20 protein-coding genes are annotated in these 21,312 nt (G+C 71.1%); 14 read left to right on the forward strand and 6 right to left on the reverse strand.

Annotation, left to right across the window (positions count from 1 at the left end; translation table 11 throughout):
- The first annotated feature begins 83 nt into the window (after window positions 1–83).
- The 12 genes from HZS56_RS04300 (at window position 84) to HZS56_RS04355 (ending at window position 14,760) form a co-directional block, all read left to right on the forward strand.
- Window positions 84–1,016, forward strand: a complete 933-nt coding sequence (locus HZS56_RS04300) for an ABC transporter substrate-binding protein (protein ID WP_216719313.1) — start codon at window positions 84–86, stop codon at window positions 1,014–1,016.
- A complete protein-coding gene (locus tag HZS56_RS04305; RefSeq protein WP_216719314.1) occupies window positions 1,003–1,938 on the forward strand; it encodes an amino acid ABC transporter permease in 936 nt (311 codons plus the stop codon). Before HZS56_RS04300 ends, HZS56_RS04305 begins: the two co-directional genes overlap by 14 nt.
- Window positions 1,935–2,708, forward strand: a complete 774-nt coding sequence (locus tag HZS56_RS04310; RefSeq protein ID WP_216719315.1) for an amino acid ABC transporter ATP-binding protein — start codon at window positions 1,935–1,937, stop codon at window positions 2,706–2,708. Before HZS56_RS04305 ends, HZS56_RS04310 begins: the two co-directional genes overlap by 4 nt.
- Entirely contained in the window at window positions 2,708–3,892 is a 1,185-nt protein-coding gene (locus HZS56_RS04315) for a MalY/PatB family protein (protein WP_216719316.1), read from the forward strand. Before HZS56_RS04310 ends, HZS56_RS04315 begins: the two co-directional genes overlap by 1 nt.
- Before the next feature lie 173 nt (window positions 3,893–4,065).
- Window positions 4,066–5,250 carry an NAD(P)/FAD-dependent oxidoreductase gene (locus tag HZS56_RS04320; RefSeq protein ID WP_216719317.1) on the forward strand — a complete coding sequence of 395 codons (1,185 nt, stop codon included), beginning with the start codon at window positions 4,066–4,068 and terminating at the stop codon, window positions 5,248–5,250.
- Between the two features lie 200 nt (window positions 5,251–5,450).
- Window positions 5,451–6,713, forward strand: a complete 1,263-nt coding sequence (locus HZS56_RS04325; protein ID WP_216719318.1) for a choice-of-anchor M domain-containing protein — start codon at window positions 5,451–5,453, stop codon at window positions 6,711–6,713.
- A 50-nt stretch (window positions 6,714–6,763) separates the two neighbouring features.
- Window positions 6,764–8,419 carry a TIGR03773 family transporter-associated surface protein gene (locus tag HZS56_RS04330; protein WP_308407989.1) on the forward strand — a complete coding sequence of 552 codons (1,656 nt, stop codon included), beginning with the start codon at window positions 6,764–6,766 and terminating at the stop codon, window positions 8,417–8,419.
- A gap of 73 nt (window positions 8,420–8,492) precedes the next feature.
- A complete protein-coding gene (locus HZS56_RS04335) occupies window positions 8,493–10,289 on the forward strand; it encodes a choice-of-anchor M domain-containing protein (protein WP_216719320.1) in 1,797 nt (598 codons plus the stop codon).
- Between the two features lie 200 nt (window positions 10,290–10,489).
- Window positions 10,490–12,058, forward strand: coding sequence for an anchored repeat ABC transporter, substrate-binding protein (locus HZS56_RS04340; RefSeq protein ID WP_216719321.1), 1,569 nt, complete (start codon window positions 10,490–10,492; stop codon window positions 12,056–12,058).
- Window positions 12,055–13,005, forward strand: a complete 951-nt coding sequence (locus tag HZS56_RS04345) for a TIGR03773 family transporter-associated surface protein (RefSeq protein WP_216719322.1) — start codon at window positions 12,055–12,057, stop codon at window positions 13,003–13,005. Before HZS56_RS04340 ends, HZS56_RS04345 begins: the two co-directional genes overlap by 4 nt.
- The gene (locus tag HZS56_RS04350; RefSeq protein ID WP_216719323.1) at window positions 12,992–13,819 is read left to right on the forward strand and encodes an anchored repeat-type ABC transporter ATP-binding subunit; all 828 of its coding nucleotides are present in this window, start codon (window positions 12,992–12,994) and stop codon (window positions 13,817–13,819) included. The genes HZS56_RS04345 and HZS56_RS04350 overlap by 14 nt, the downstream gene beginning before the upstream one ends.
- A complete protein-coding gene (locus HZS56_RS04355) occupies window positions 13,816–14,760 on the forward strand; it encodes an anchored repeat-type ABC transporter permease subunit (protein WP_308407990.1) in 945 nt (314 codons plus the stop codon). Before HZS56_RS04350 ends, HZS56_RS04355 begins: the two co-directional genes overlap by 4 nt.
- On the opposite strand, the gene HZS56_RS04360 is transcribed toward HZS56_RS04355, so the two are convergent.
- The gene (locus tag HZS56_RS04360) at window positions 14,747–15,391 is read right to left on the reverse strand and encodes a choice-of-anchor M domain-containing protein (protein ID WP_216719324.1); all 645 of its coding nucleotides are present in this window, start codon (window positions 15,389–15,391) and stop codon (window positions 14,747–14,749) included. The two genes, HZS56_RS04355 and HZS56_RS04360, sit on opposite strands and share 14 nt — an antisense overlap.
- 198 nt (window positions 15,392–15,589) lie before the next feature.
- Here HZS56_RS04360 and HZS56_RS04365 point away from each other — a divergent pair, with 198 nt between their 5' ends.
- Window positions 15,590–16,009, forward strand: a complete 420-nt coding sequence (locus tag HZS56_RS04365; RefSeq protein ID WP_216719325.1) for a Fur family transcriptional regulator — start codon at window positions 15,590–15,592, stop codon at window positions 16,007–16,009.
- A gap of 86 nt (window positions 16,010–16,095) precedes the next feature.
- On the opposite strand, the gene HZS56_RS04370 is transcribed toward HZS56_RS04365, so the two are convergent.
- Entirely contained in the window at window positions 16,096–16,848 is a 753-nt protein-coding gene (locus tag HZS56_RS04370; protein ID WP_216719326.1) for a TIGR03943 family putative permease subunit, read from the reverse strand.
- Window positions 16,845–17,870 (reverse strand): permease, encoded by a 1,026-nt coding sequence (locus tag HZS56_RS04375; RefSeq protein ID WP_216719327.1) that lies wholly within the window; start codon window positions 17,868–17,870, stop codon window positions 16,845–16,847. Before HZS56_RS04375 ends, HZS56_RS04370 begins: the two co-directional genes overlap by 4 nt.
- Before the next feature lie 425 nt (window positions 17,871–18,295).
- Here HZS56_RS04375 and HZS56_RS04380 point away from each other — a divergent pair, with 425 nt between their 5' ends.
- The gene (locus tag HZS56_RS04380; protein ID WP_216719328.1) at window positions 18,296–18,598 is read left to right on the forward strand and encodes a hypothetical protein; all 303 of its coding nucleotides are present in this window, start codon (window positions 18,296–18,298) and stop codon (window positions 18,596–18,598) included.
- 183 nt (window positions 18,599–18,781) lie between these two features.
- Here HZS56_RS04380 and HZS56_RS04385 read toward each other — a convergent pair whose 3' ends face one another.
- The 3 genes from HZS56_RS04385 to rpmF all read right to left on the reverse strand — a co-directional run bounded on the left by HZS56_RS04385 (window position 18,782) and on the right by rpmF (window position 21,060).
- A complete protein-coding gene (locus tag HZS56_RS04385; RefSeq protein ID WP_216719329.1) occupies window positions 18,782–19,609 on the reverse strand; it encodes a class I SAM-dependent methyltransferase in 828 nt (275 codons plus the stop codon).
- A gap of 89 nt (window positions 19,610–19,698) precedes the next feature.
- Window positions 19,699–20,883 carry a GTP-binding protein gene (locus HZS56_RS04390; protein ID WP_216719330.1) on the reverse strand — a complete coding sequence of 395 codons (1,185 nt, stop codon included), beginning with the start codon at window positions 20,881–20,883 and terminating at the stop codon, window positions 19,699–19,701.
- 6 nt (window positions 20,884–20,889) lie between these two features.
- Window positions 20,890–21,060, reverse strand: coding sequence for a 50S ribosomal protein L32 (rpmF, locus tag HZS56_RS04395; protein ID WP_216719331.1), 171 nt, complete (start codon window positions 21,058–21,060; stop codon window positions 20,890–20,892).
- Window positions 21,061–21,312 lie beyond the last annotated feature (252 nt).

Genomic DNA, 21,312 nt, shown 5'->3' on the forward strand with positions numbered 1-21,312 from the left:
GACCCGCACCACGAAGCACCGCTCGCCGCAGAGCGGAAGGACAGGAGCTCCGACAGGCACAACTGACAAGCAGGAGGCACACGATGAGAAAACCTCTGCGCAAGCGGCCGACGGGGGAGTTGGCGCTCGCTCTGGCCTGCGTGTGTGCGCTGGCGGGGTGCGCGAACCCCGCCGACGGCGCCGAGGGAGGCGTCGGCCAGGACACCCAGGACCTCGTCGAGAAGGTGGACCGGGACCCGGAGATCGCCGCGATGGTGCCGGAGGACCTCGCGAGGCGCGGCCGGTTCACCGCCGCGGTCAACCCCTCGTCACCGCCGATCAAGTTCGTCGACGAGGGCGGGCACATCACCGGCTTCACCCCCGAACTGGTCACCGCCGCCGCCAGGATGATGGGACTCGACGTCGTCATGCAGCAGACCTCGTTCGACGCCCTGATCCCCGGCCTCGAAGCCGGCCGGTTCGACATCGTCCTCTCCATCAACGATCTCGCCGACCGGCGGGAGAAGACCGACTTCATCGACTACCTCCAGACCGGCACCGCCATCCTCGGCGCCGCCTCGCTGCCGCAGGACGAGGTCACCCCCGAGAAGCTGTGCGGACTCTCCGTCGGCTACGTCCGGGGCAACGTGCAGCAGGACCTCGTCGCCGAGGCCGACAAGAACTGCCGGCAGAGCGGCGGCGAGCCGGTGACCGGTACCGCCTTCCAGGACATCAACGCCGCCATCCTGGCGGTGCAGAGCGGGCAGATCGACACGGCGTGGGGGGACGCGCCGTCCATCTCCTACAACGCCGAGAACAACCCCAGCCGCTACAAGGAGCTGTACCGCGAGATCTCCGGTCCCTACGGCGTCGGGGTCAACAAACAGGACACGGCCCTGCGCGACGCACTGCGCGCCGCCCTGCGCAAGTGCGTGCGGGACGGCCTCTACCAGAAACTCCTGGACGACTACGGACTGACGGACTACGCGCTGACGGACATGCCACTGAACGAGGGGCCCGCCGATGACCGTGCATGAGCCCCTCGAATCCGGACTCGCCCGGGACGGGAAGACACCGCCGCACCGGATGCCGATACGTGACCCGAAGCGCGCCGCGCACTGGCTGAGTTACGCACTGGGCGCCGTCGTACTGCTGCTGGTCTTCCGGTTCGTCGCTCTCAACCCGCACTGGGACTGGCCGACCATCGGCGCCTGGCTCTTCAGCAAACGCGTCATGTCGGGACTGCTGAACACCGTCGTCATCACGCTCGTGTCCACGGCCGCGGGCCTGGCGCTCGGCCTGCTGATCGCCGCCTTCCGTCTGTCGAACTTCGCCGTACTGCGCGCGATGGCCGCCGCGTACGTGTGGGTGGTCCGGGCAACGCCGGGCCTCGTGCTGATCCTGTTCGTCTACTTCCTCGCCGCACTGGTCCCGACACTCAGCCTCGGACTGCCCTTCGCCGACCCGTTCGTCGAAGTACCGACGAACGAGGTGATCTCGCAGTTCTCGGCGGCCGTCATCGGCCTCTCCGCCTATCTCGGGGCCTACTCGGCCGAGATCTTCCGCGGCGGTGTCCTCTCCGTCCACCAGGGCCAGTTCGAGGCCTGCCACACGCTCGGACTCTCGACCTGGCGGACGTACACCAAGGTGGTGGGCCCGCAGATCATCCGGGTGATCACCCCGTCGCTGGCCAACGAGGTCGTGACGATGTTCAAGAACACCTCACTCGTGTCCGTCATCGGGTACGTGGAACTGCTGACCACCGTGCAGTTGGTCTACTCCCAGAACTTCAAGACCATCCCCATGCTCACGGTCGCGGTGATCTGGTACCTCGTGCTCACCAGCCTGGCCATGCTCGGCCAGTCGCGCCTGGAGAAACGGTTCGGGCGCGGGTTCAACCGCCGGGTCGTCACGAACACCGCCTCCGCGGGCCCCGCGTCGCAGGGAGGAGCGGCATGACCGAGGAACAGCCCCTGCTCAGGCTCCACGAGGTGGAGAAGCACTTCGGCGACTTCGCCGCGCTCAAGGGCGTGAGTCTCACCCTCGCCGCCGGGACCGTGACCTGTCTCGTCGGCCCCTCGGGATCCGGCAAGAGCACGCTGCTGCGCACCGTCAACCTGCTGGAGACCATCGACGGCGGCGCGGTCTACCTGCGCGGGGAGATGCTCGGATTCACCAGCCGGGGTGATCACCGCCGCCCGGTGACGAAGAAGACGAAACGCCGGCAGGCGGTCAACTTCGGAATGGTCTTCCAGAGCTTCAACCTCATCCCGCAACTCACCGCGGCCCAGAACGTGGCTCTCGGACCGGTCGAGGTCCTCCGTGCGGACCGGGCCGAAGCCCGGCGCCAGGCGCACGAGTTGCTCACGCGAGTGGGCCTGGCCGACCGGGTCGACCACTATCCCGCCGAACTCTCCGGCGGCCAGCAGCAGCGGGTCGCCATCGCCAGGGCACTGGCGATGAAGCCGAGCGTGCTCCTGTTCGACGAACCCACCAGCGCGCTCGACGCCGAGCTGGTCGCCGAGGTGCTCGCAGTCATCAAGGAACTCGCCGAGGAGGGATACACCATGCTGATCGTGACCCACGAACTCGCCTTCGCCCGCGACATCGCCGACGAGGTGGTCATGATGGAGGACGGCAGGATCATCGAGTCCGGGCCGCCCGGACAGATCCTCCTCAACCCCGCGACGGAACGGGCCCGCAGGTTCTTCGCGAGCGTGAGCCACTGATGGCCCCGCGGACGACCGGCGCGCTGGACCGGGACCGGCTGGCTTCGCTCGGCCCCGGCGAACTCGCCCGCCGCGGCAGCGCCAAGTGGTGCCGGGTCCCCGGTGCGCTCGGCGCCTCGGTCGCCGAGATGGACTTCGGAATCGCCGGACCGGTCACGGACGCGCTGGTCCGGGCCGCGCGGCGCGGGGAGTTCGGCTACTTCCCGCCGGAACTCACCGGCCGGCTCGAGGAGGCGACCGCCCGGTACCAGCGCGACCAGTACGGCTGGGACGTCGACCCGGACCGGGTGCACGCGGTCGGCGACGTCATCGTCGGACTGGAGACCGCCATCGAGTGGTTCACCCCGCCCGGATCGCCCGTCGTCGTCCTCACCCCCGCCTACATGCCCTTCCTGACCGTACCGGCCCGGCTGGACCGCCGCGTCCTCCAAGTGGCCCTGCGCGAGGACGCCGGAACGTGGGAACTCGACCTGGACCACATCGCCCGCGCACTCGAGGCGGGCGCCGGCCTCGTGGTGCTGTGCAACCCGCACAACCCGATCGGCAAGGTCTACGGGGAAGCGGAACTGCGCGCACTCGCCGAACTCGTCGAACGGCACGGGGCCCGGGTCTTCGCCGACGAGATCCACGCCCCACTGGTCCACCCGGGCGCCCGGCACCGCTGCTACGCCCCGCTCGGCGACCACACCGACCGCCACACGATCACCGCCACGTCGGCGTCCAAGGCGTGGAACATCCCGGGACTCAAGTGCGCCCAACTGATCCTCGGTGCCCGGGACCGGGACACCTGGAACCGGATCCGGCACAGCGCCTCGCGGGGTGCCTCCACGCTCGGCGCGGAGGCCACCATCGCCGCCTACCGCGACGGAGCACCGTGGCTGCGGGAGGTGATGGAGTACCTCGGGGACAACCGCCGGCTGCTCGGCGACCTGGTGGCCGAGCACCTGCCGGGGGTGCGCTGGTCTCCGCCCGAGGGCACCTACCTCGCCTGGCTCGACTGCCGCGGACTCGGCCTGGACACGGACGCCGGTGCCCACTTCCTGGAACGGGCCGGGGTGTCGGTGGCCGACGGCCGGCTCTGCGGGAGGGCCGGCGAGGGCTTCGTACGCCTCAACTACGCCACTCCCGCCCACATCCTGGAACAGATGCTCACCGCGATGGGCAAGTCCGTGACCACCGCCTGACTGTTGGGCACACACGATCGCCTGACGGTCCGTCACACACGATCGCCTGACTGCCCGCCACGCGCGGCTGTCCGACTGCCCGTCACGCACGACCGTCCGACCGGCCGCCACGCCCGTACAGCCCCACGCCCCCCCCAACTCGCAGACCCCACACGCAGAAAGCGAGCCCTCTTGTGAACCGACCGTCGATCGCCGTCATCGGCGCAGGCGTCATCGGACTCTCCGTCGCCCGGTCCCTGGCGTCGTCCGGCGCGCAGGTGACGATCTTCGAGCGCCACCGCATCGGCTCCGGAACCAGCTCCGGAACGTTCGCCTGGGTCAACTCCAACGGCAAGTCCCCGGCCTCGTACCACGAGCTGAACCTGGCCGGCATGCGCGAGCACGAGGAACTGCAGCGGACGTCGCCCTCCGAGGCCCAGTGGTACCAGCAGACCGGCACCTACGAGTGGACCACGAAGCCGGAGGTCGCGGAGCGGTTGCAGGCCCGCGTGCAGCGGCTGACCGACGCCGGGTACCCCGTACGGAAGGTCACCGCCGACGAACTGCGCACCCGTATCCCGGAACTGCGCATCCACCCCCGCTCGTCCGAGATCGTGCACTTCCCGAGCGAGGGATACGTGGTCCCCAGCGTGCTGCTGGCCCGGCTGTGGTCGGAGGCCAGGAGCAACGGAGCCGAACTGCGCGCCCCCGTCGACGTCCTCGGCATCACCGAGGAGGCGGGCGGAGTCGCCCTGGAACTGAGCACCGGGGACACCTGGCGCGGCGACTACGTGGTGAGCGCCGTCGGGCGGTGGAGCGAGTCGGTCATGCGGACGCTCGGCAAGCAGTTCGCCATGATCGACCCGGACCTGCCCAACAAGTTCGCCTGCGGGTTCCTCGGCCACACCGACCCGCAGTACGTCCAGTTGAGCTCCAACCTCATCACGCCCGAGCTGAACGTCCGGCCCGACGGCGGCGGACGGCTGCTGCTGCAGACACCGGACCTGGACCACCGCGCGGACCCCGCCTACCAGGCGGACACCGGCGCGCTGATCGGCCGGCAGATGCTGGAACGGCTGAACCGGCTGTTCGACAACACGTCGGGCGCCCGCATCGAGCAGATCAAGGTCGGCCAGCGCGCACGGCCCGCCGACGGGCTGCCCGCGGTCGGCTTCGTTCCCGACTCCGCGCGCGTCTACCTCGTCGCCACCCACAGCGGCATCACGCTGGCTCCCCTGCTGGGCAGGCTCGTCAGCGGCGAACTGCTGGACGGCACCCGCTCACCGCTGCTCCACGACTACGCCCCGGACCGGCTCGTCGGCAAGACCGCCGCCGACTTCCCGAAGTTCGCGACGCTGCACTTTCCCGCGGCCCAGTGAACACGGGCTGACGGGATGACCAGGGCGTCCGGAGGGCCGCCCGGCACGCACGCCTCATCGATCACCGCGCGAGGTGATCGATGAGGCGGTTTTATTGATAATGATTACCATCCCGGTATAGCTTGTCGTGGTCACGCTCACTCTGTCTGCCTGCCGCACGGCGGTGCACGCGGTGAGCTGTCACGAATGGGGTGGGAAGCATGAGGACGCTGACCCGTGTGGCGTGTGTGCTGGGAGCACTGTGTACGGCACTGGCAGGTCCGGTCCTGACGGCGGGCGGGGCGCACGCGGCAGCGGCGGACACCTCCGCCGGCGACGTACTCGACGAACGCGTCGTCATCGACCGGGGACATGTCGACGCGGTCGCGCCGCGCATGGTCGACGGCCGGCTGCGGACGCTGTTCCGGGACAGCAGGACGAGCGACGTCGTCTGGCGCGAGCCCGGTTCGGTGATCATGCACCTCACGGCCGGGAGCAGGAACGTGGTGCCCGACCCCGCCGGCGGGTCGGCCTTCATCGGTGAGCCCGGGCAGGTCTACTACCTCCTCCCGCAGACCCAGGACCCCGCCCTCCTGTGGGCGGGATGGAGCACCGAGGCCTTCGAACCCTCCTCGGTCCAGGGCCGGTTCAGCTTCTCGTTGGACGAGGTCGAGGGACCGGGGAGCCTGCTGGTCTTCAACTGGTCGCCGTTCGGCGAACCCCTGATGCGCTTCGACTCCCGCGACGGGCTGCCGGACGCCTACGCGGTGCCGGCGGTGACGCACGAGCACGCCAACTGGGTCTTCACCGAACAGGGCGTCTACCGCATGACGTTCACCGTCGCCGCCACGCTGGCCACCGGCGAGGAAGTGAAGGACAGCCAGACGTACACGATGGCGGTCGGGGACGTGGATCCCGACGACGTGCCTCTGCCGGGCGACCCGGGCGACCCGGGCGGCGACCCCGGTGGCGTCCCGGGAGGAGACTCCGGCGGCGTCTCGGGCGGGGCCGGGGGTGGTGACTCCGGTGGGGGCTCCGGAGAGGCGACCGGCGGTGGGTCCGCCGGCGGCTCCGGCGGCTCCGGTGACTCCGGTGGAGTCGGTGGAGTCGGCGGCGGTGGCTCGGGCGGGGACTCCGGTGGGGCCGCCGGTGGCGGCAGTGGTGCCGCTTCGGGCGGGGACGCCGGCGGGGCCACCGGTGCGGTCGCGGGCGGCGGCTCGGACGGTGGCACGGGCACGAGCACGAGCGCAGGTACGGGCACGAGCACGAGCGCAGGTACGGGCACGAGCGCAGGAACGACTGCAGGTACGGGCACGGGGACGGGTCCTGCGGCCCGGGCGAGCGGGTCCGGCGGCGGGGAACTGGCGCGCACCGGGGCGGGAGCCGCCGTGCCGCTCGTCGTGGGAGGGGCGGGCGCCGTCCTGCTCGGAGCCGGTGCCCTGTACCTGGTCCGGCGGGGGCGGCCTGCGTCCGACGGCCGATGAAGCGCGGCGGGCCGAGGGCGCGCCGTTGTCGAGGAAGGGAATGGGGCACGGTGGGTACGTTCAAGGATCGTCGATGGGCCGCGGCCGCACTGGGATCCGTGGTCCTGGCCGTCGGTGCGGCACCCGCGGCGACGGCGGACTCGGTCAAGGCGGGCGCCGACGGCTCCCGGGCCCTCGGGCCGGCCGGGGTGGTCGTGGCGTTGGAGGACGACACGCTGTCCCTGGACCTGAGGCAGCCGGGCGCGCGGGACGGGGCCGACCTGGAAGTCGGCGCGGAGTCCCGGACCACGGTTCCCGGGGGTGGTCGGTACGACTTCCTCGGCAGTCCCGGAAGTTCCGTGTGGCTGCTGGGAGGCACGGAGGCCGGGACGGGTGCCGCAGCGGCGGTCCCGGAGTGGGACACGACCGCCGTTCCGGCCGGGAGCGTCCAGGACGGCACCGTCGAATGGGCGCTGACCGGCGTGCACGGCCCGGGCGACGTGACCGTGTTCGAACCGTCGGCGGACACCGGTCCGCAGGTGCTGTTCGACAGCCGCGACGGGGTGCCGGACGCGCGGACGCTGGCCGCGGGGGACACCGGCGCGGCCGTCTGGGCCTTCACGGCGCCGGGGGAGTACCGGATCACGTCCCAGGCGTCCGCGCGGCTCACGTCCGGCACCGGCACCACCGCCACGGCGGAGTGGACGGTGACCGTCGCGGGCGAGGAGGCGCAGGACACGGCCGCCCCAGGGCCGACGCCCGCAGCGCCGCCGTCACCCGGTGACACGGAGCCGGCGCGGCGCCCGGCCGCCGCCGCGGAGACCACCGCTGCCCGAAGCGCCGGCGACACGGCGAAGACGGACGTCCGCACCGAGAAGATCGTCATCGACGACGGCCATGTGGACGCGGTCGCCGGGAAGATGGTGAACGGCGCGCTGCGCACGCTCTTCAAGGACAGCCGCGACCCGTCCGGCATCGTGTGGCGCGAGCCGTCGTCCGTCGTGATGCACGTCAAACCGCAGGCGAAACAGCAAGTGCCGGCGGGCAGTTCCTACTCGTTCCTGGGGCGGTCCGGGACGGACTTCTGGCTGATACCCCAGGTGCAGCAGCAAGGGGTCGTCTGGGCCGGCTGGAACACCGAGGACCTGACCGCCAAGGATCTGAAGGGTCCCGTCGACCTGGCGCTCACGAAGGTGAGCGGCCCCGGGACCCTCGCGGTCTGGGAGACCGCCGGGCTGGGGACGCCGGAAGTGATCTACAACAGCAAGGACGGGCTGCCGGACGGCCAGAAGGTCGACCTCGGTGTCCACGCCCACGCCAACTGGGCCTTCAGCAAGGAGGGAACCTACAAGGTGACCTTCAGGCTCCGCGGCACCCTCGCGTCGTCGGGCAGGACCGCTTCGGACACCCGTACCTACACGTTCGCGGTGGGGGACGTCGACCCGGGCAAGGTGACCCCGGGCGGCGATGGGACGGACGGTGGCTCCACGGCCGCCCCCGGCGCGGGCGGGGGCGGGGCGGGTGCCGGCGCGGACGGCGCCGCGCCCTCCGCCGGTGTCCCCGGCCCGGACGCCGCGGCCGACGGCGGTGGAAGCCTCGCCCACACCGGCTCGGAGGGCACGCTGCCGCTCGCGCTGGCCGCGGGGACGTTGGTGGTCGTGGGCGCGGCTGTGACCGTCCTGGGGCGCAAGAGGCGCGGAGCGGCAGTGGAGACGCATGTCACGTGAATCGTAATGACAATCGTTTTCAATAATGCCAGAATGGTCCGGCCAAACGAACGCTCCACCCTGGAAGGCACTCATGACACTGTTCCTGGGACGCGTCCCCCGACGCGTCCCCCGACGCGCCCGCCGCGCGCTCTCGCTGCTGTCGTTGGGAGGTGTGCTCGCCCTGGCGGTCGCCGCGCCCGCGGAGGCGGCCCCCGGCCCGGCCGAGGGCCGCACGGTGCTGGGTGCCGGTCAGCACGTCGACGCCGTGTACCCGGTGCTCAAGGGCGAGGACCTGACCATCCGTTCACTGACGGACGACGGTGAGGCCGACCCCGACGACGTGGCCCTGCACATACCCGACACCAAGACCTCCCACATCAAGCTGCCGGACGAGTACGCCTTCCTCGGCGAACCGGGCTCCGACGCCTGGATCAGCCCGCAGACCCAGGACATGTCCGTCGTCTGGCCGGGCTGGTCCTTCGAGGGCATCCCCAACGGCAAGCTCAAGGGCACCGTCAGCATGGCCTTCGAGGGCTTCGCCTACGCCGGCGAGGCGAAGTCGCCGACCTTCGCGGTCACCCAGCCCGGCGGGTTCGGCAACAAGAAGGTCAGCCAGCTCATCGTCCCCGGCTCGGCGTTCGGCGAGGTGTCGGGAGAGGTCGGCTCCCACACGCACGCCAACTGGATCTTCACCGACGAGGGCACCTACGACATCGACTTCGGCGTCCGTGCCACACTCGCCGGCGGCAAGGAGGTGGAGGACACCGCCACCGTGCGCTTCATCGTCGGCGACGTGCCCGACGAGCAGGACGCCCCCGAGCCCCAGAAGGTCCGCCACTACAGCGAGGGTGCCGACAAACTGCTGGTCACCCCGAGCAAGGTGGACGCGGAGTATTTCGTCGGACAGACCGTCAACCTGACCGCCGCCTCGGACAAGGCCGGGAAGGACGCCGACTACCGCTGGTACGTGAAGAAGAAGGGTGAGAGCACCTTCACCGAGGATCCCGAGCAGCGGACGGCGGTCTACACGACGAAGCCCGACCGTGCCGTCGACGGCACGCAGGTCTACGCGGAACTCGTCGAGGACGGCAAGGCTGTGCAGACCTCGGAGCAGACCACGGTGCACGTGCGCGCACTGGATCCCACCACACGGCTCACGGTGACCCCGGACAAGAAGACGTACCAGGTGGGTGACACCGCCCGGTTCACCTCCGCGCAGAGCCCGGAGACCGAGGACGAGCACTACCACTGGTACCTCAAGCGCCAGGGCGAGAGCGCCTACGAGTGGATCGAGGAGTCCAGGCTCGCCGACCAGGAACTCCCGGTCACCGACGACCTCGACGGTGCCCAGGTCGTCGCCCGGCTCTTCAACGCCGACCACGCCGTACTCGCCGAGTCCGCTCCCCTGACCCTCTCGGTCGACAAGGGCGCCCAGGCGTCCCCGGTCGCCGTCGAGGTCGACCAGGACGCCGAACAGCACCGGGCCGGTGCCAAGGCCACGTTCACGGCGCGGGTGAGCAACGCTCCGAAGGACTACTCCGTCTCGTGGTCGGTGCGGCAGAACGCGGAGAACCCCTTCAACGAGGTCACCGGCGTCCGGGGCACGACGATGGAGCAGAAGGTGCCCGCCGACTGGAACGGCGCGCAGGTCCTGGCGTCAGTCAAGGACGGCGACGGGAAGGTGGTCGCCGAAGGCACCGTGGCGGTGCTCGACGTGGCGGACGGCAAGAAGTCCGGGACCCGGCAGACCGCGGCCTCCGACCAGGACGCGTCGGACTCGTCGGGAACCGCCGCCTGGTGGACGGCCGGAGCCGTCATCCTGGTGGCCGCGGCGGCCGTCGCCGTCTGGTTCGTACGACGCCGTGGGCGCGGAGCCACGGCCGCATAACGGCCACGCCCGCACCAGTACCAGTCAGTTCCAGCACCAGCGCGGGGACGCCTGCTCCGCTCGGCCGGCGGGCGTCCCGGCGCACCGGGCCGAACGGCCACCGGCCGTTCAGCACCGTACTCCTTGTCCTCCCTCCCCAGGCAGCGCCGGGTCCCCCCCCCGGCGACCCGGCGCTGCCCCTGCCACCGGAGTTGCCTTCCATGCATGTGCCCCGATCGGCAAGGCGGGCGCTGGTCGTGCTCGCCCTGCTCGCCGTGACCGCGACCGGCTGCAAGGGCCACGCCCGGTCGGGCGCGGACGAGAACCCCGACGCCGCCCTGCGCGTGGTGACCACCACCGAGATCCTGGCCGACCTGGTCCGGCAGGTCGGCGGGGACCGGGTCCACGTCGACTCCATCGTTCCGCCGGGCGGCGACCCGCACTCGTACGAGCCCACTCCGGCGGACGCGGACGCGGTGTCCAAGGCCGACGTGACCTTCACCAACCACCTGCTGCTCGAGGAACACGCACTGATCAAGACGATCGACTCCAACGCGAGGAAGGGCGCCCCGAACGTGTCGCTCGCCGAGGCGTCCGAGACGTACGGGGCCAACGTGATCCCGCTGGTCGAGGACGTCGGCCTGGACGTCATCTGGCTGGGGCTGCGGGTCCGCGGCGAGGGCGAGGAACGCGGGGCGACCCGCTCCTCCGACGTGCAGCTCTCCGCGACCGACGTCGAAGGCCCCGGTGACCTCGTGGCCTACCTGACGGAGTCGCTGGGGCAGCCGAACGTCTACTTCGACTCGTCGGACGGTCTCACCGCGGAGGACACCACCTCACTGCCCCCGGCCGCGCACACCCACCTGAACTGGGCCTTCACCGAGCCCGGTGTCTACCGGCTGACCCTCGAGGCCCGGTTGAAGAACGCGGGCGCCGAGGCCGAGCCGGTCGGTGAGGGCACCTTCACCTTCGCGGCGGGGGTCGACCCGCACACCGTGGCGGACTCCGGGGACACCATTCTCGGCGACGGCCACACCGACCTGACCGTCAACATCGACTCGGGCCGGATGTCGGCCTTCACCGACTCGCGCACCGACGGCGAGAAGCAGGAGGAGATCCCGCCCGGCGACGTCGTCATCGACGTGCCGAACCGGGCGCTGGACAAGGTGCCTGCGGGGAAGCAGTTCTCCTTCCTCGGCGAGCCCGGTGCCGAGATCTACCAGCTGCCCCAGGCAGTGCTGGGCAAGCACGTGCACGGGGAGATCGACCCGCACCTGTGGCAGGACGTGGAGAACGCCAAGGCGTACGCGCAGCTGATGCGCGACACGCTGAAGAAGGAGGACCCGCGGGGCGCCGAGGAGTACGACGCCCACACCCGTTCCTACGAACGGGAACTGGACGAGCTGGACGCCTACGTGGCGAAGCGGATCGGCGGCATACCTTCCGACAAGCGGCAACTGGTCACCACCCACGACGCCTTCGGCTACCTGGCCGACGCCTACGGAATGTCGGTCGCCGGGTTCGTCGCGCCCAATCCGGCCCAGGAACCCAGCGCGGACGACGTGCGGAAACTGTCCCGCACCATCGGGAACCTCAAGATCCCGGCCGTGTTCATGGAACCCAACCTCGTGCAGCGATCCACCGTCCTGGGCCAGGTCGCGGACGACCAGGACGTGAAGGTGTGCATGCTCTACGGCGACGCCTTCGACGACGACGTGCGGCACTACACCGACATGATGCGCCACAACGCCGATGAGCTCGCGTCGTGCCTCGGAGGTGAGAAGAAGTGAGGAACACCGCGCTGCGTTCCACCGCCGCGGCCCTGGCCGCGGCCGTCTGCCTCACCCTGTCCGCGCTGACGCCCGCGGCGGGGGCCGAGTCCGCCGACCCCGGCACGGCCGGCGGACGTACGGTCGTCGGCTCCGGCCACGTGGACATCGGGCCGCGGTTCGCCGAGGACGGCTGGACCGTCCAGATCCGCGACGACACGGCCGAGCCTCCCGTGTGGCGGGACACCGACGACGTCGTGCTCCAGGTCAGGGACACCGCGAAGATCCAGGCGCCGGGCGGCGAGGAGTTCGGCTTCCTCGGCGCGCAGGGCGACGAGGTCTGGGTCGTTCCCCAGGCCCAGCAGGAGGGCGTGGTGTGGCCCGGCTGGAACAGCCAGGACCCGCAGGTCACCGCGACGGTGGACAGAGAGGTGACCTGGGAGCTGACCGGCGTCACGGGACCGGGCGACTTCGTGCTCTTCCTGAACGGTGCCTTCGGCACGCCCGAGGTCGTCTTCGACGGCTCGGGGAAGCTGCCCCAGGAGACCGGGATAGAAGTCAACAGCCACGTGCACGGCAACTGGGCGTTCACCGAGCCGGGCACATACCTGCTCGACGTGCGGATGAAGGCCACGACGAAGGACGGCAAGGCCCACGACAGCCGGCGCACGCTGCACTTCTCCGTCGGCCCGCAGGACCCGGAGAAGGCCTTCACGGCAGCCGGCTCGGACGCCTCCGGCCCGGACCCGACGCGAAGTGCCTCCGGCGTCCGGGCGGAAGCCTCCTCGGGCGGCGGCGACAGCTCTTCGGCACCGCTGTGGTGGGGGACCGGGGCGGCGGTCGTCGCGGCGGGCGCGGGGCTGTTCGTCCTGCAGCGCAGGCGGCGCGGGGACGACCAGGACCCGGCTGCCACGACACAGGCCTCCGCCCCCGGCAGCGCGAAGGGAGAAAACGATGGACCGGCCTGAGACCACCAGCACGGAGCCCGTCGAGACGGAGAGCATCGGCACCGGGGCCCTCAACACGCCGGCACTCGACGTAAGGTCCCTCGCCGTCGAACTCGGCGGACGGCGGGCCCTCGACGGCGTCGACCTCACGGTCCGCACCGGCGAACTCGTGGGACTGATCGGACCGAACGGTGCCGGGAAGACCACCCTCCTGCGCGCGGTGCTGGGACTGCTCGCCCCGCAGGCCGGCACCGTCCTGGTCGACGGACGTCCCGTCCAGCGGGCCAGGGGCCGGGTGGGATACGTACCCCAACGCCATGAGTTCGCCTGGGACTTCCCCCTGTCGGTGGAGAAGGCGGTGCTCACCGGACGCGTCCACCGCATCGGATGGCTGCGCCGGGCCCGGCGGGCGGACCACGAAGCCGTGCGGGAGGCACTGCAACGGGTGGCCATGGACCGCCTGCGGCACCGCCCGATCGGCGAACTCTCCGGCGGCCAGCGCCAACGCGTCCTGGTGGCGAGAGCGTTGGCGCTGGAACCCACCCTGCTCCTGCTGGACGAGCCGTTCACGGGCCTCGACGTCCTCACGCAGGAACTGCTGACCTCGCTCTTCGGGCGCCTGCGTGAGGAGGGCAAAGCCCTGTTGATGACGACCCACGACCTGCCGGGAGCCGCGGACATGGCGAGCAGGCTGTGTCTGCTCAACAGGACGGTGATCGCGGACGGGCCCCCGGACACCCTGCGGGATCCCTCCGTCTGGCTGCGCGCCTTCGGCGTGACCGGCTCCGACCAGCTGCTGACGTCCCTGGGAGTGACGACGGGAGTGACGAAGTGAGCGCAGTCATCGACTTCCTGACGGATCCCTGGCAGCACCTCTTCATGCGGCGTGCCATCGAGGTCGCCGTCATGTGCGGCGTGGTCTCGGGGGTCGTCGGCGCCCATGTGGTGCTGCGCGGCATGGCGTTCATCGGGGACGCGGTGTCCCACTCCGTCTTCCCGGGGGTCGCGGTCGCCTTCGTGTTCCAGTTCAACCTCGTCATCGGCGGCGCGGTGGCGGGGCTGTTGACGGCGCTGGCCGTCGCGGTGTTCTCCCAGAACCGGCGCCTGAAGGAGGACACGGTCATCGGTGTCTTCTTCGCCGCCGCCTTCGGTCTCGGCATCGTGATCCTCAGTACCGCACCCGGTTACAGCGGCTCGCTCGAGTCGTTCCTCTTCGGCCAGATCCTGGGCATCAGCGACGAGGACGTCGTCACCGTGGCGGTGACGGGACTGGTCCTGCTGGCGATCGCGGCCGCGGTGCACAAGGAACTGGTCACCGTGAGCCTGGACCGGGAGACCGCCCGGGCCGCCGGGCTGCCGGTCTTCGCCCTCGACATCGTCCTGTACGTCCTGGTCACCGTGACGGTGGTGATCTCCTTGCAGGCGGTCGGCAACATCCTGGTGCTCGCCCTGCTGATCACGCCCGCCGCCTGCGCGCGGCTGCTCACCGACCGGATCGGCGTGATGATGCTGCTCGCGCCGGTCATCGGCGGTGCCTCCGCCGTGACGGGCCTGTACCTCTCCTACACCTTCAACCTCGCCGCCGGCGGGCTCATCGTCCTCGTCGTCACGGCCGTGTTCGTCCTGTGCTGGCTGTTCGCCCCCCGGCACGGCCTCCTGACGGGCCGGAGCCGCCGCGGGAGGGCGGACGACGGGGAGGAGGCGGACCGGGACGCCGTCTCCGCGCGCCCGGCGGAGACGGCGGACGTGCCCGGAGCCCGGGTCAGCCGACGGTGAAGTGGTAGTCCACCGGGGCCGAGTCCACGGTCGTGCCGTCCAGCAGCGTGCCGGTCGCCTCGAACGTGAGCGTGTAGTCTCCTTCCGCCTCGAAGGCCCAGTTGGTGTGGTGGTGCTCGCCCGCCGCGACGTTCACGGAGTCCGGCAGGCCGTCACCGCTGTCGAACCGTCTCTCCGGACTGCCGTCGACGATGTCGTACACGCTGACGTCGGCGGGACCGCTCGCGGCGGTGAGCCGCAGCTGCACGGAGTCGCCCTGGAACACGCCGGTGTCCACCTCGTGGGCGGACCACCCCGCGAACAGGAGATCGGCGTTCAGGCTCTGCGGGAGGATCCACACGGCGTCGCCGGGCGATCCCAGGAACGCGTAGGCGGAGTCGCCGGGGACGGTCGTCTCCGCCTCGGGCTTGACGTGCAGCAGGACGTCGGCCGGGTCGCGCTCGACCTCCGTACCGGTGGTGCCGTCGGCCAGGGCGAGTTCGAGGGTCCCGTCCTCGTACCCGATGTCGACGACGTCGACGTGCCCCTCGGAGAGCGTGATCGGGGCGGCCTGCGCGGGCGCGACGGCGAGCCCGAGCGAAGCGACGACGGCACCGGCGAGCAGCGCCGCGCGGGGTGTGGAGCGGAGCATGTCGGATCTCCTTGGTTGGCATGTAGTGCTGACGTGTACATGCTCAGCTTAGGTGGACTGATAATCATGTTCAATAACGACGAAAAGTCTGGCCGATAGTCGACCCAAGGTTTGGCAATGGCCCGCGGTGGCGGCAGGTGATGCGGTCCTTGCGTGGCATCATGGTTATGACATTCATGTTCATAAACCTGTGGGGAGATGAGCCCGGTGTCGACGGCGGACGGACAGTTGAGGCCCTCTCACCGACGCACCGCTGTCCTGGAGGCCCTCAAGGGCTGCCCCCGGATCGTCTCCGCGCAGGAACTGCACATGCGCATGGTCGCGGAGGGCACACGTATCGGCCTGTCGACCGTGTACCGGGCCCTGCGGGACGCGGAGGAGACGGGCAGGGTCGATGTCGTCCAGGCGGGAACGGGGGAGAAGCGGTACCGGTGGAGGCGCGGTGGCGAGCACCGGCACTACCTGGTCTGCCGCGTGTGCGCGGCCAGCCGCCCGGTGGGGGCGGAGGCCGTCGAGGCGTGGGTCGCCTCGGTGGTCTCCGAATCGGGGTTCGCCGCAGTGGAACACACCGTCGAACTCGCCGGTGTCTGCGCGCGGTGCCAGCGCGCCGCCGACTGAGCGGATGGGGCCGACGGGGCCGGACTGGGCCGGTGGGAGCGGTGGGTGGCCCACGGCGTCCGGCGGGCGGGCGCCGTGAGCCCGCCTCAGCGTGACTCGTACGGATTCGACGGCGCCGCGATCCGCCGGACCGTCGTGGCATCCAGCACCGGGGGCCAGGCGGCCTCCGACCCCAGCTCCCCCTCGGGGTGCCAAGTGCCGGCCACCGTCACCCAGGCGTCGCCCTGCGGTGCGGCCGCTCGGCGGATCTCCACCTTGACCGCCGTCGCGTCGGCGGCGCAGCACGCGACCCGCAGCCGGGTCACGTACCAGGTGTCGCCGTCGCCGCGGGTGACGAACCCGGTCAGCCGGACCGTACGGCCTCGCAGCGAGTACGCGCTGTCGTAGACGGCCCGGGAGCCGAACTCGGTCAGGCTCAACTCCACCTGGTCCCCGGCCGGCAGGGCGGGAAAGGCGCCGACGTACTCCGCGGCGCGCGCGGCCTCCTCGCGCGCCGCGCTGTAGGAACCGAGTGCGGGGGGCGGGAAGCACAGCAGCGCGACCGCGGGCAGGGAGAGCAGCCAGGCGACACGCGGACCGCTCGCGTGCGAGTGTGCGTGGCCCCCGTCGTCCTCCGCCGGACGCGGGTCCCCGTCCGCGGCGGTCGTGCCGCCCCGCGCCGAGCGCGCCGCCGACACCGCCCGTACCACTCCGAGCAGTGCCAACAGCACCCCGGACACGATCAGATACGGCCGCAGCCCGGCCTGTACGTAACGCAGGGACAGGTCGCTGAACAGCGAGATCCGCAGCACCGCGGCGCCGACCAGCAGCAGGAGGGCCGCGGGACCGTACCGGGTCACAGCACCCACCACCCCACGAGCACGCTGACGGCCACCGCGGCCACCCAGGTCGCGGACGAGAAGCGCACGGCGAACTCCCGCCCGAACGTGCCCGCCTGGAGCGCGAAGAGCTTGAGGTCGACCATCGGACCGACCACCATGAACGCCAACTGCGCCACCGGTCCGAAGCCGCTCAGTGAGGCCGCCACGAACGCGTCGGCCTCGCTGCACACGCACAGCACCACGGCGAGGAGCGCCAGGAGCAGCACCGAGACCCAGGCGGACGCCGTGAAGGCGTCCAGCACCGAACGCGGCACCGTGACGTTGAAGGTCGCCGCCGCGCCCGACCCCAGCACCAGGAAACCCCCGGCGTGCAGGAAGTCGTGCTGGACCGAGGCCGTGAAGGCGGACACGCGGGAGGCGCCGGTGCCGGCCGGTGCCTTCGCCGGAAGTCTCAGCCACTCCTCGCGTCCGAAGCGCGCCCACAGCCACCCCATGACCACGGCCGTGCCCAGCGAGGCGACGAGCCGGGCGACCACCATCATGGGCCGGCCGGGGAACGCGAGGGACGTGGCGACCAGGACGACCGGGTTGATCGCGGGGGCGGAGAGCAGGAACGCCAGTGCGGCGGCCGGGGCGACCCCGCGCCGCATCAGGCTGCCGGCCACCGGCACGGAAGCGCACTCGCACCCCGGAAGCACCGCACCGGCCGCGCCCGCGACCGGTACGGCGAGGACCTGGCGGCGCGGCAGGAGACGGGTGAAGACCCGCTCGGGCACGAGGACGCCGACGGCCGCGGAGACGCATGCGCCCAGCAGGAGGAACGGGACACCCTGGACGACGACCGCGGTGAACACCGTCCACCATGCGGCGACGGGCGGAGTGTAGAGGTCGAGCGCGAGCATCGGCCCCAGGACGCCCACGACCGTGGTGATCGCGAGGAGCGAGAACCCGCCCAGCAGCACGTACACGCCCGCCCGCGTGCCCAGGCGCACGGCGTCCGCGAGTCCGCCGCGCCTCTCGGCGTGCTTCTGATCGCTCACGTTCCTCGCTTCGCCGGTCCGGCAGCACCCGCTCCCCGGGCGGCCGCCGCGCGACGGCGCCCGCGTGCTGCCGGGACCGGGACAGCTTAATGAGCCACCCTGTGACGCCGCAGGCGGCTCCGTGCGGTGGCGCCGTGTGCGGCCGCCCCGCACCGGCGGACGGCAGGAGCGCGGACGTGCCCCGTAACACGCGAACCCGTCCTGACGTTGCACCCGGCAATCGATCCGGTATCGCAAACCCGGGACCCGGCCCGGAAAACGATCCGGAAATCGATCCGACATCGCATTGAAAACCGTTTCCGGAGCCGTGGGTTGGATATTTTGCCGACGCGTGTCTCCTGTGCAAACGTGTCGCCAGCGGATAGGAAGAATTCCGACGCGCCGCGCGCAGTGCGCGGCGGCACGAAACCGCGGAGTTGATCAGTATGACGACAGCCTCGGAACACCGGCCGCACCCCGGACACGACCACGCGCACGGGGAGGGCTGCGGGCACGTGGCGGTGCCGCACGGCGACCACGTCGACTACGCGCACGACGGCCACCTGCACCGCGACCACCAGGGACACGCGGACGAGTGCGAGGTCGGCGAGCACCGCGAACACGGCGGTCACGACCACGCGCACGGGCAGGGCTGCGGGCACGTGGCCGTACCGCACGGGGACCACATGGACTACGTGCACGACGGCCACCGGCACGCGGCCCACGACGGCCACTGGGACGACCACTGAGCGTTCTTCCCGGCGGGCCGGGAAAGCGAATCGAATCCGCACCGCAATCCGCACCGCAATCCGCACGGCAATCCGCACCGCAATCCGCACGGCAATCCGCACCGCAATCCGCACGGCAATCCGCACCGGAATACGTGCCGCTCGCGCGCTCGTCCGGGTGGTGCGGAATGCGCGGATTCCGCCTCAGGGCAGACGCAGGAGATTGAGCCGGTAACCCTCGGCCTGCGGGAGTCGCTGCGCGGCGAGTACGGACAGCATTTCCCGGTAGGGGACCGGCAGTTCCTCGACCAGTGGCCCGGGAAGGCTCGTGAGCGTGTGCGAGGCCAGTACGCCGATGCCCGGCCGCCAGGCGGTGAGCGCGGCCGGGTCGGGGCAGTACCAGCGCATACGGGCCGCGACCTTGCTCAGGGCGTCGTGCTCCTCCTGGGTGTCGAAGAATCCGTCACCGGCCGTGTCGAGCGCGAGCAGCGAACCGCGGAAGCGCTCGGACAGGAGGTCGAAGACCCGGCGTACGTCGGCCTCGTCCAGGTAGGGCAGTACGGCCTCCGCGACGAACAGGAACGGCCCGCCGGCTCCCGAGGCCACCTCGGCGGCCCAGGCGTCGTCCGTCACCGAGGCCGCGAGCGTCGTCCGCCGGGGGGTGTCTTCGAAGAAGGAACCGCGCAGGTCCACGACGTCGGGCAGGTCGAGTTCGAACCACCGGGCCCGGCCGTTGTCGAGGCGCTCGTAACGGGTGTTCAGGCCGGTGCCGATCTCCACCACGGTGCCGCCCGGATGCGTGGCCAGGAAGTCCGCCACCCACCGGTCGAAGAGCACGGTGCGCAACAGCGAGCCGGTGAGGCTGGGCAGGCCGTCGAAGCGCTCGAAGTCGTAGTCGATCGCGGCGACGATCTCCTCGGCCCGGGCGTCCCGCAGCAGGGGGAACTCCTTGCGGTTCTCCACCGCGCGTGCGTACAGCGGGATGAGGAGGGTCTCCTGGACCGTCCCCAGGTGCGGCTTCTTCCTGTCCATGGGTGCTGCCTCCCTGACGCCGGATCGTGTACCGGGCCGGACGGTGCCGTGGCTGCGACCACCGCCCGGCCCGGAGTCTCAGTGTCCCGTCACCCCGTCACGGCGGTGAGGGGCTCGTGCTCGTGCTCGCAGGTCTCGTCGAGGCCGTAGGTGTCCCAGGCGGGGAAGGGGTCGGAGCCGGGCTGCTGCTCCCCGTCCCGCATGAGGCAGTCGGTCAGCGCCGCCTGCAGGGACCCGGAGTTCAGGTGGGTCCCGATGAAGACGAGTTCCTGGGCGAAGGGGCTGTCGGTGTCACGCGCCGAGGACGGCTCGAAGCGGGCCACCGACCCGGCCTGGGACCACAGCCCCGTCACCGAGGGGCGGTTGGCGAGCGTGAAGAAGCCCTTGGACCTGAGGACCTCTCCGTGGGCGCCGCTGTCCATCGACTCGGTCACGAACGTCCACAGCCGCCCGGGGTGGAAGGGCGTCGCGGAGCGGAAGACGGTCGAGGAGATGCCGTACTCCTCCGTCTCGGGCACGTGGTCGCCGTTGAGTTCCCTGACCCAGCCCGGTGCCTGCTGCGCCCGTTCCAGGTCGAAGCGGCCGGTGCCCATGACTTCGCCCACCGGTACGCGGCCCCGCACGGCGGTCACCACCCGGGCGGCGGGGTTGAGCCGCGCCAGGGTCGCCCGCAGACGGTCGGCGGAGGCGGCGTCGACGAGGTCGAGCTTGTTGAGGACGATGACGTCGGCGAACTCGATCTGGTCCATCAGGAGGTCGCTGACGGTGCGTTCGTCGTTCTCGTACTGGTCCAGACCCCGTTCGGCCAGTTCGTCGCCGTCGGCCAGCTCCGGCAGGAAGTTGGCGGCGTCGACCACCGTGACCATCGTGTCCAGGCGGGCCAGTTCGCCGAGGGTGGCGCCGTCGTCGCGGGCGAAGGCGAAGGTGGCGGCCACCGGCATGGGCTCGGAGATGCCGGAGGACTCGATGAGGAGGTAGTCGAAACGCTCCTCGCGCGCCAGCCGGTCCACCTCCTCGAGCAGGTCGTCGCGGAGCGTGCAGCAGATGCACCCGTTGGTCAGCTCGACCAGGCGCTCCTCGGTGCGGGACAGGGCGGCCTCGCCGCCGCGCACCAGGGAGGCGTCGATGTTGACCTCGCTCATGTCGTTGACGACGACGGCGACGCGCAGGCCCTCGCGGTTGCCGAGGACGTGATTGAGCAGGGTGGTCTTGCCGGCGCCGAGGAAGCCCGACAGAACGGTGACGGGCAGGCGCCGCGGGGAGGCGTGGTCCATGCGGTGTCAGCCCTCGGGGCGGAGCAGGCCGCGCTCGTACGCCTTGGCGAGCCGCTGGGGCACGCGGTACGCGACACCGTCGACCGTGACCGTCACCAACTGGGCGGTCGTGGCCTTCCACTGGGCGCGGCGGTGGCGGGTGTTGCTGCGGGACATCTTGCGCTTGGGCACGGCCATGAGGACCTCCGTGTGACGGTGAGCGGCGACGGTGGGCGACTCAGACTCTACATGAAAATGGATTCCATTACGGAGTGCCCTTACTGGGCCCTTTTTTGGGGGGCGCGGCCGCCCGGGTGAGGGTCTCTCCTTCCTGCCGCCCCGGCGGCCCCCCGTGCACCTGTCTCTCGGGCGGCACGGCTCCGGCCCTTGCGGGCGGCGGATCGACCGGACTATCTTGCGGCACGTCGTGTCGTATAGCGGAACGGGTGT

The sequence above is a fragment of the Streptomyces mayonensis genome, from assembly GCF_018982965.1.
Lineage (GTDB): Bacteria > Actinomycetota > Actinomycetes > Streptomycetales > Streptomycetaceae > Streptomyces > Streptomyces mayonensis.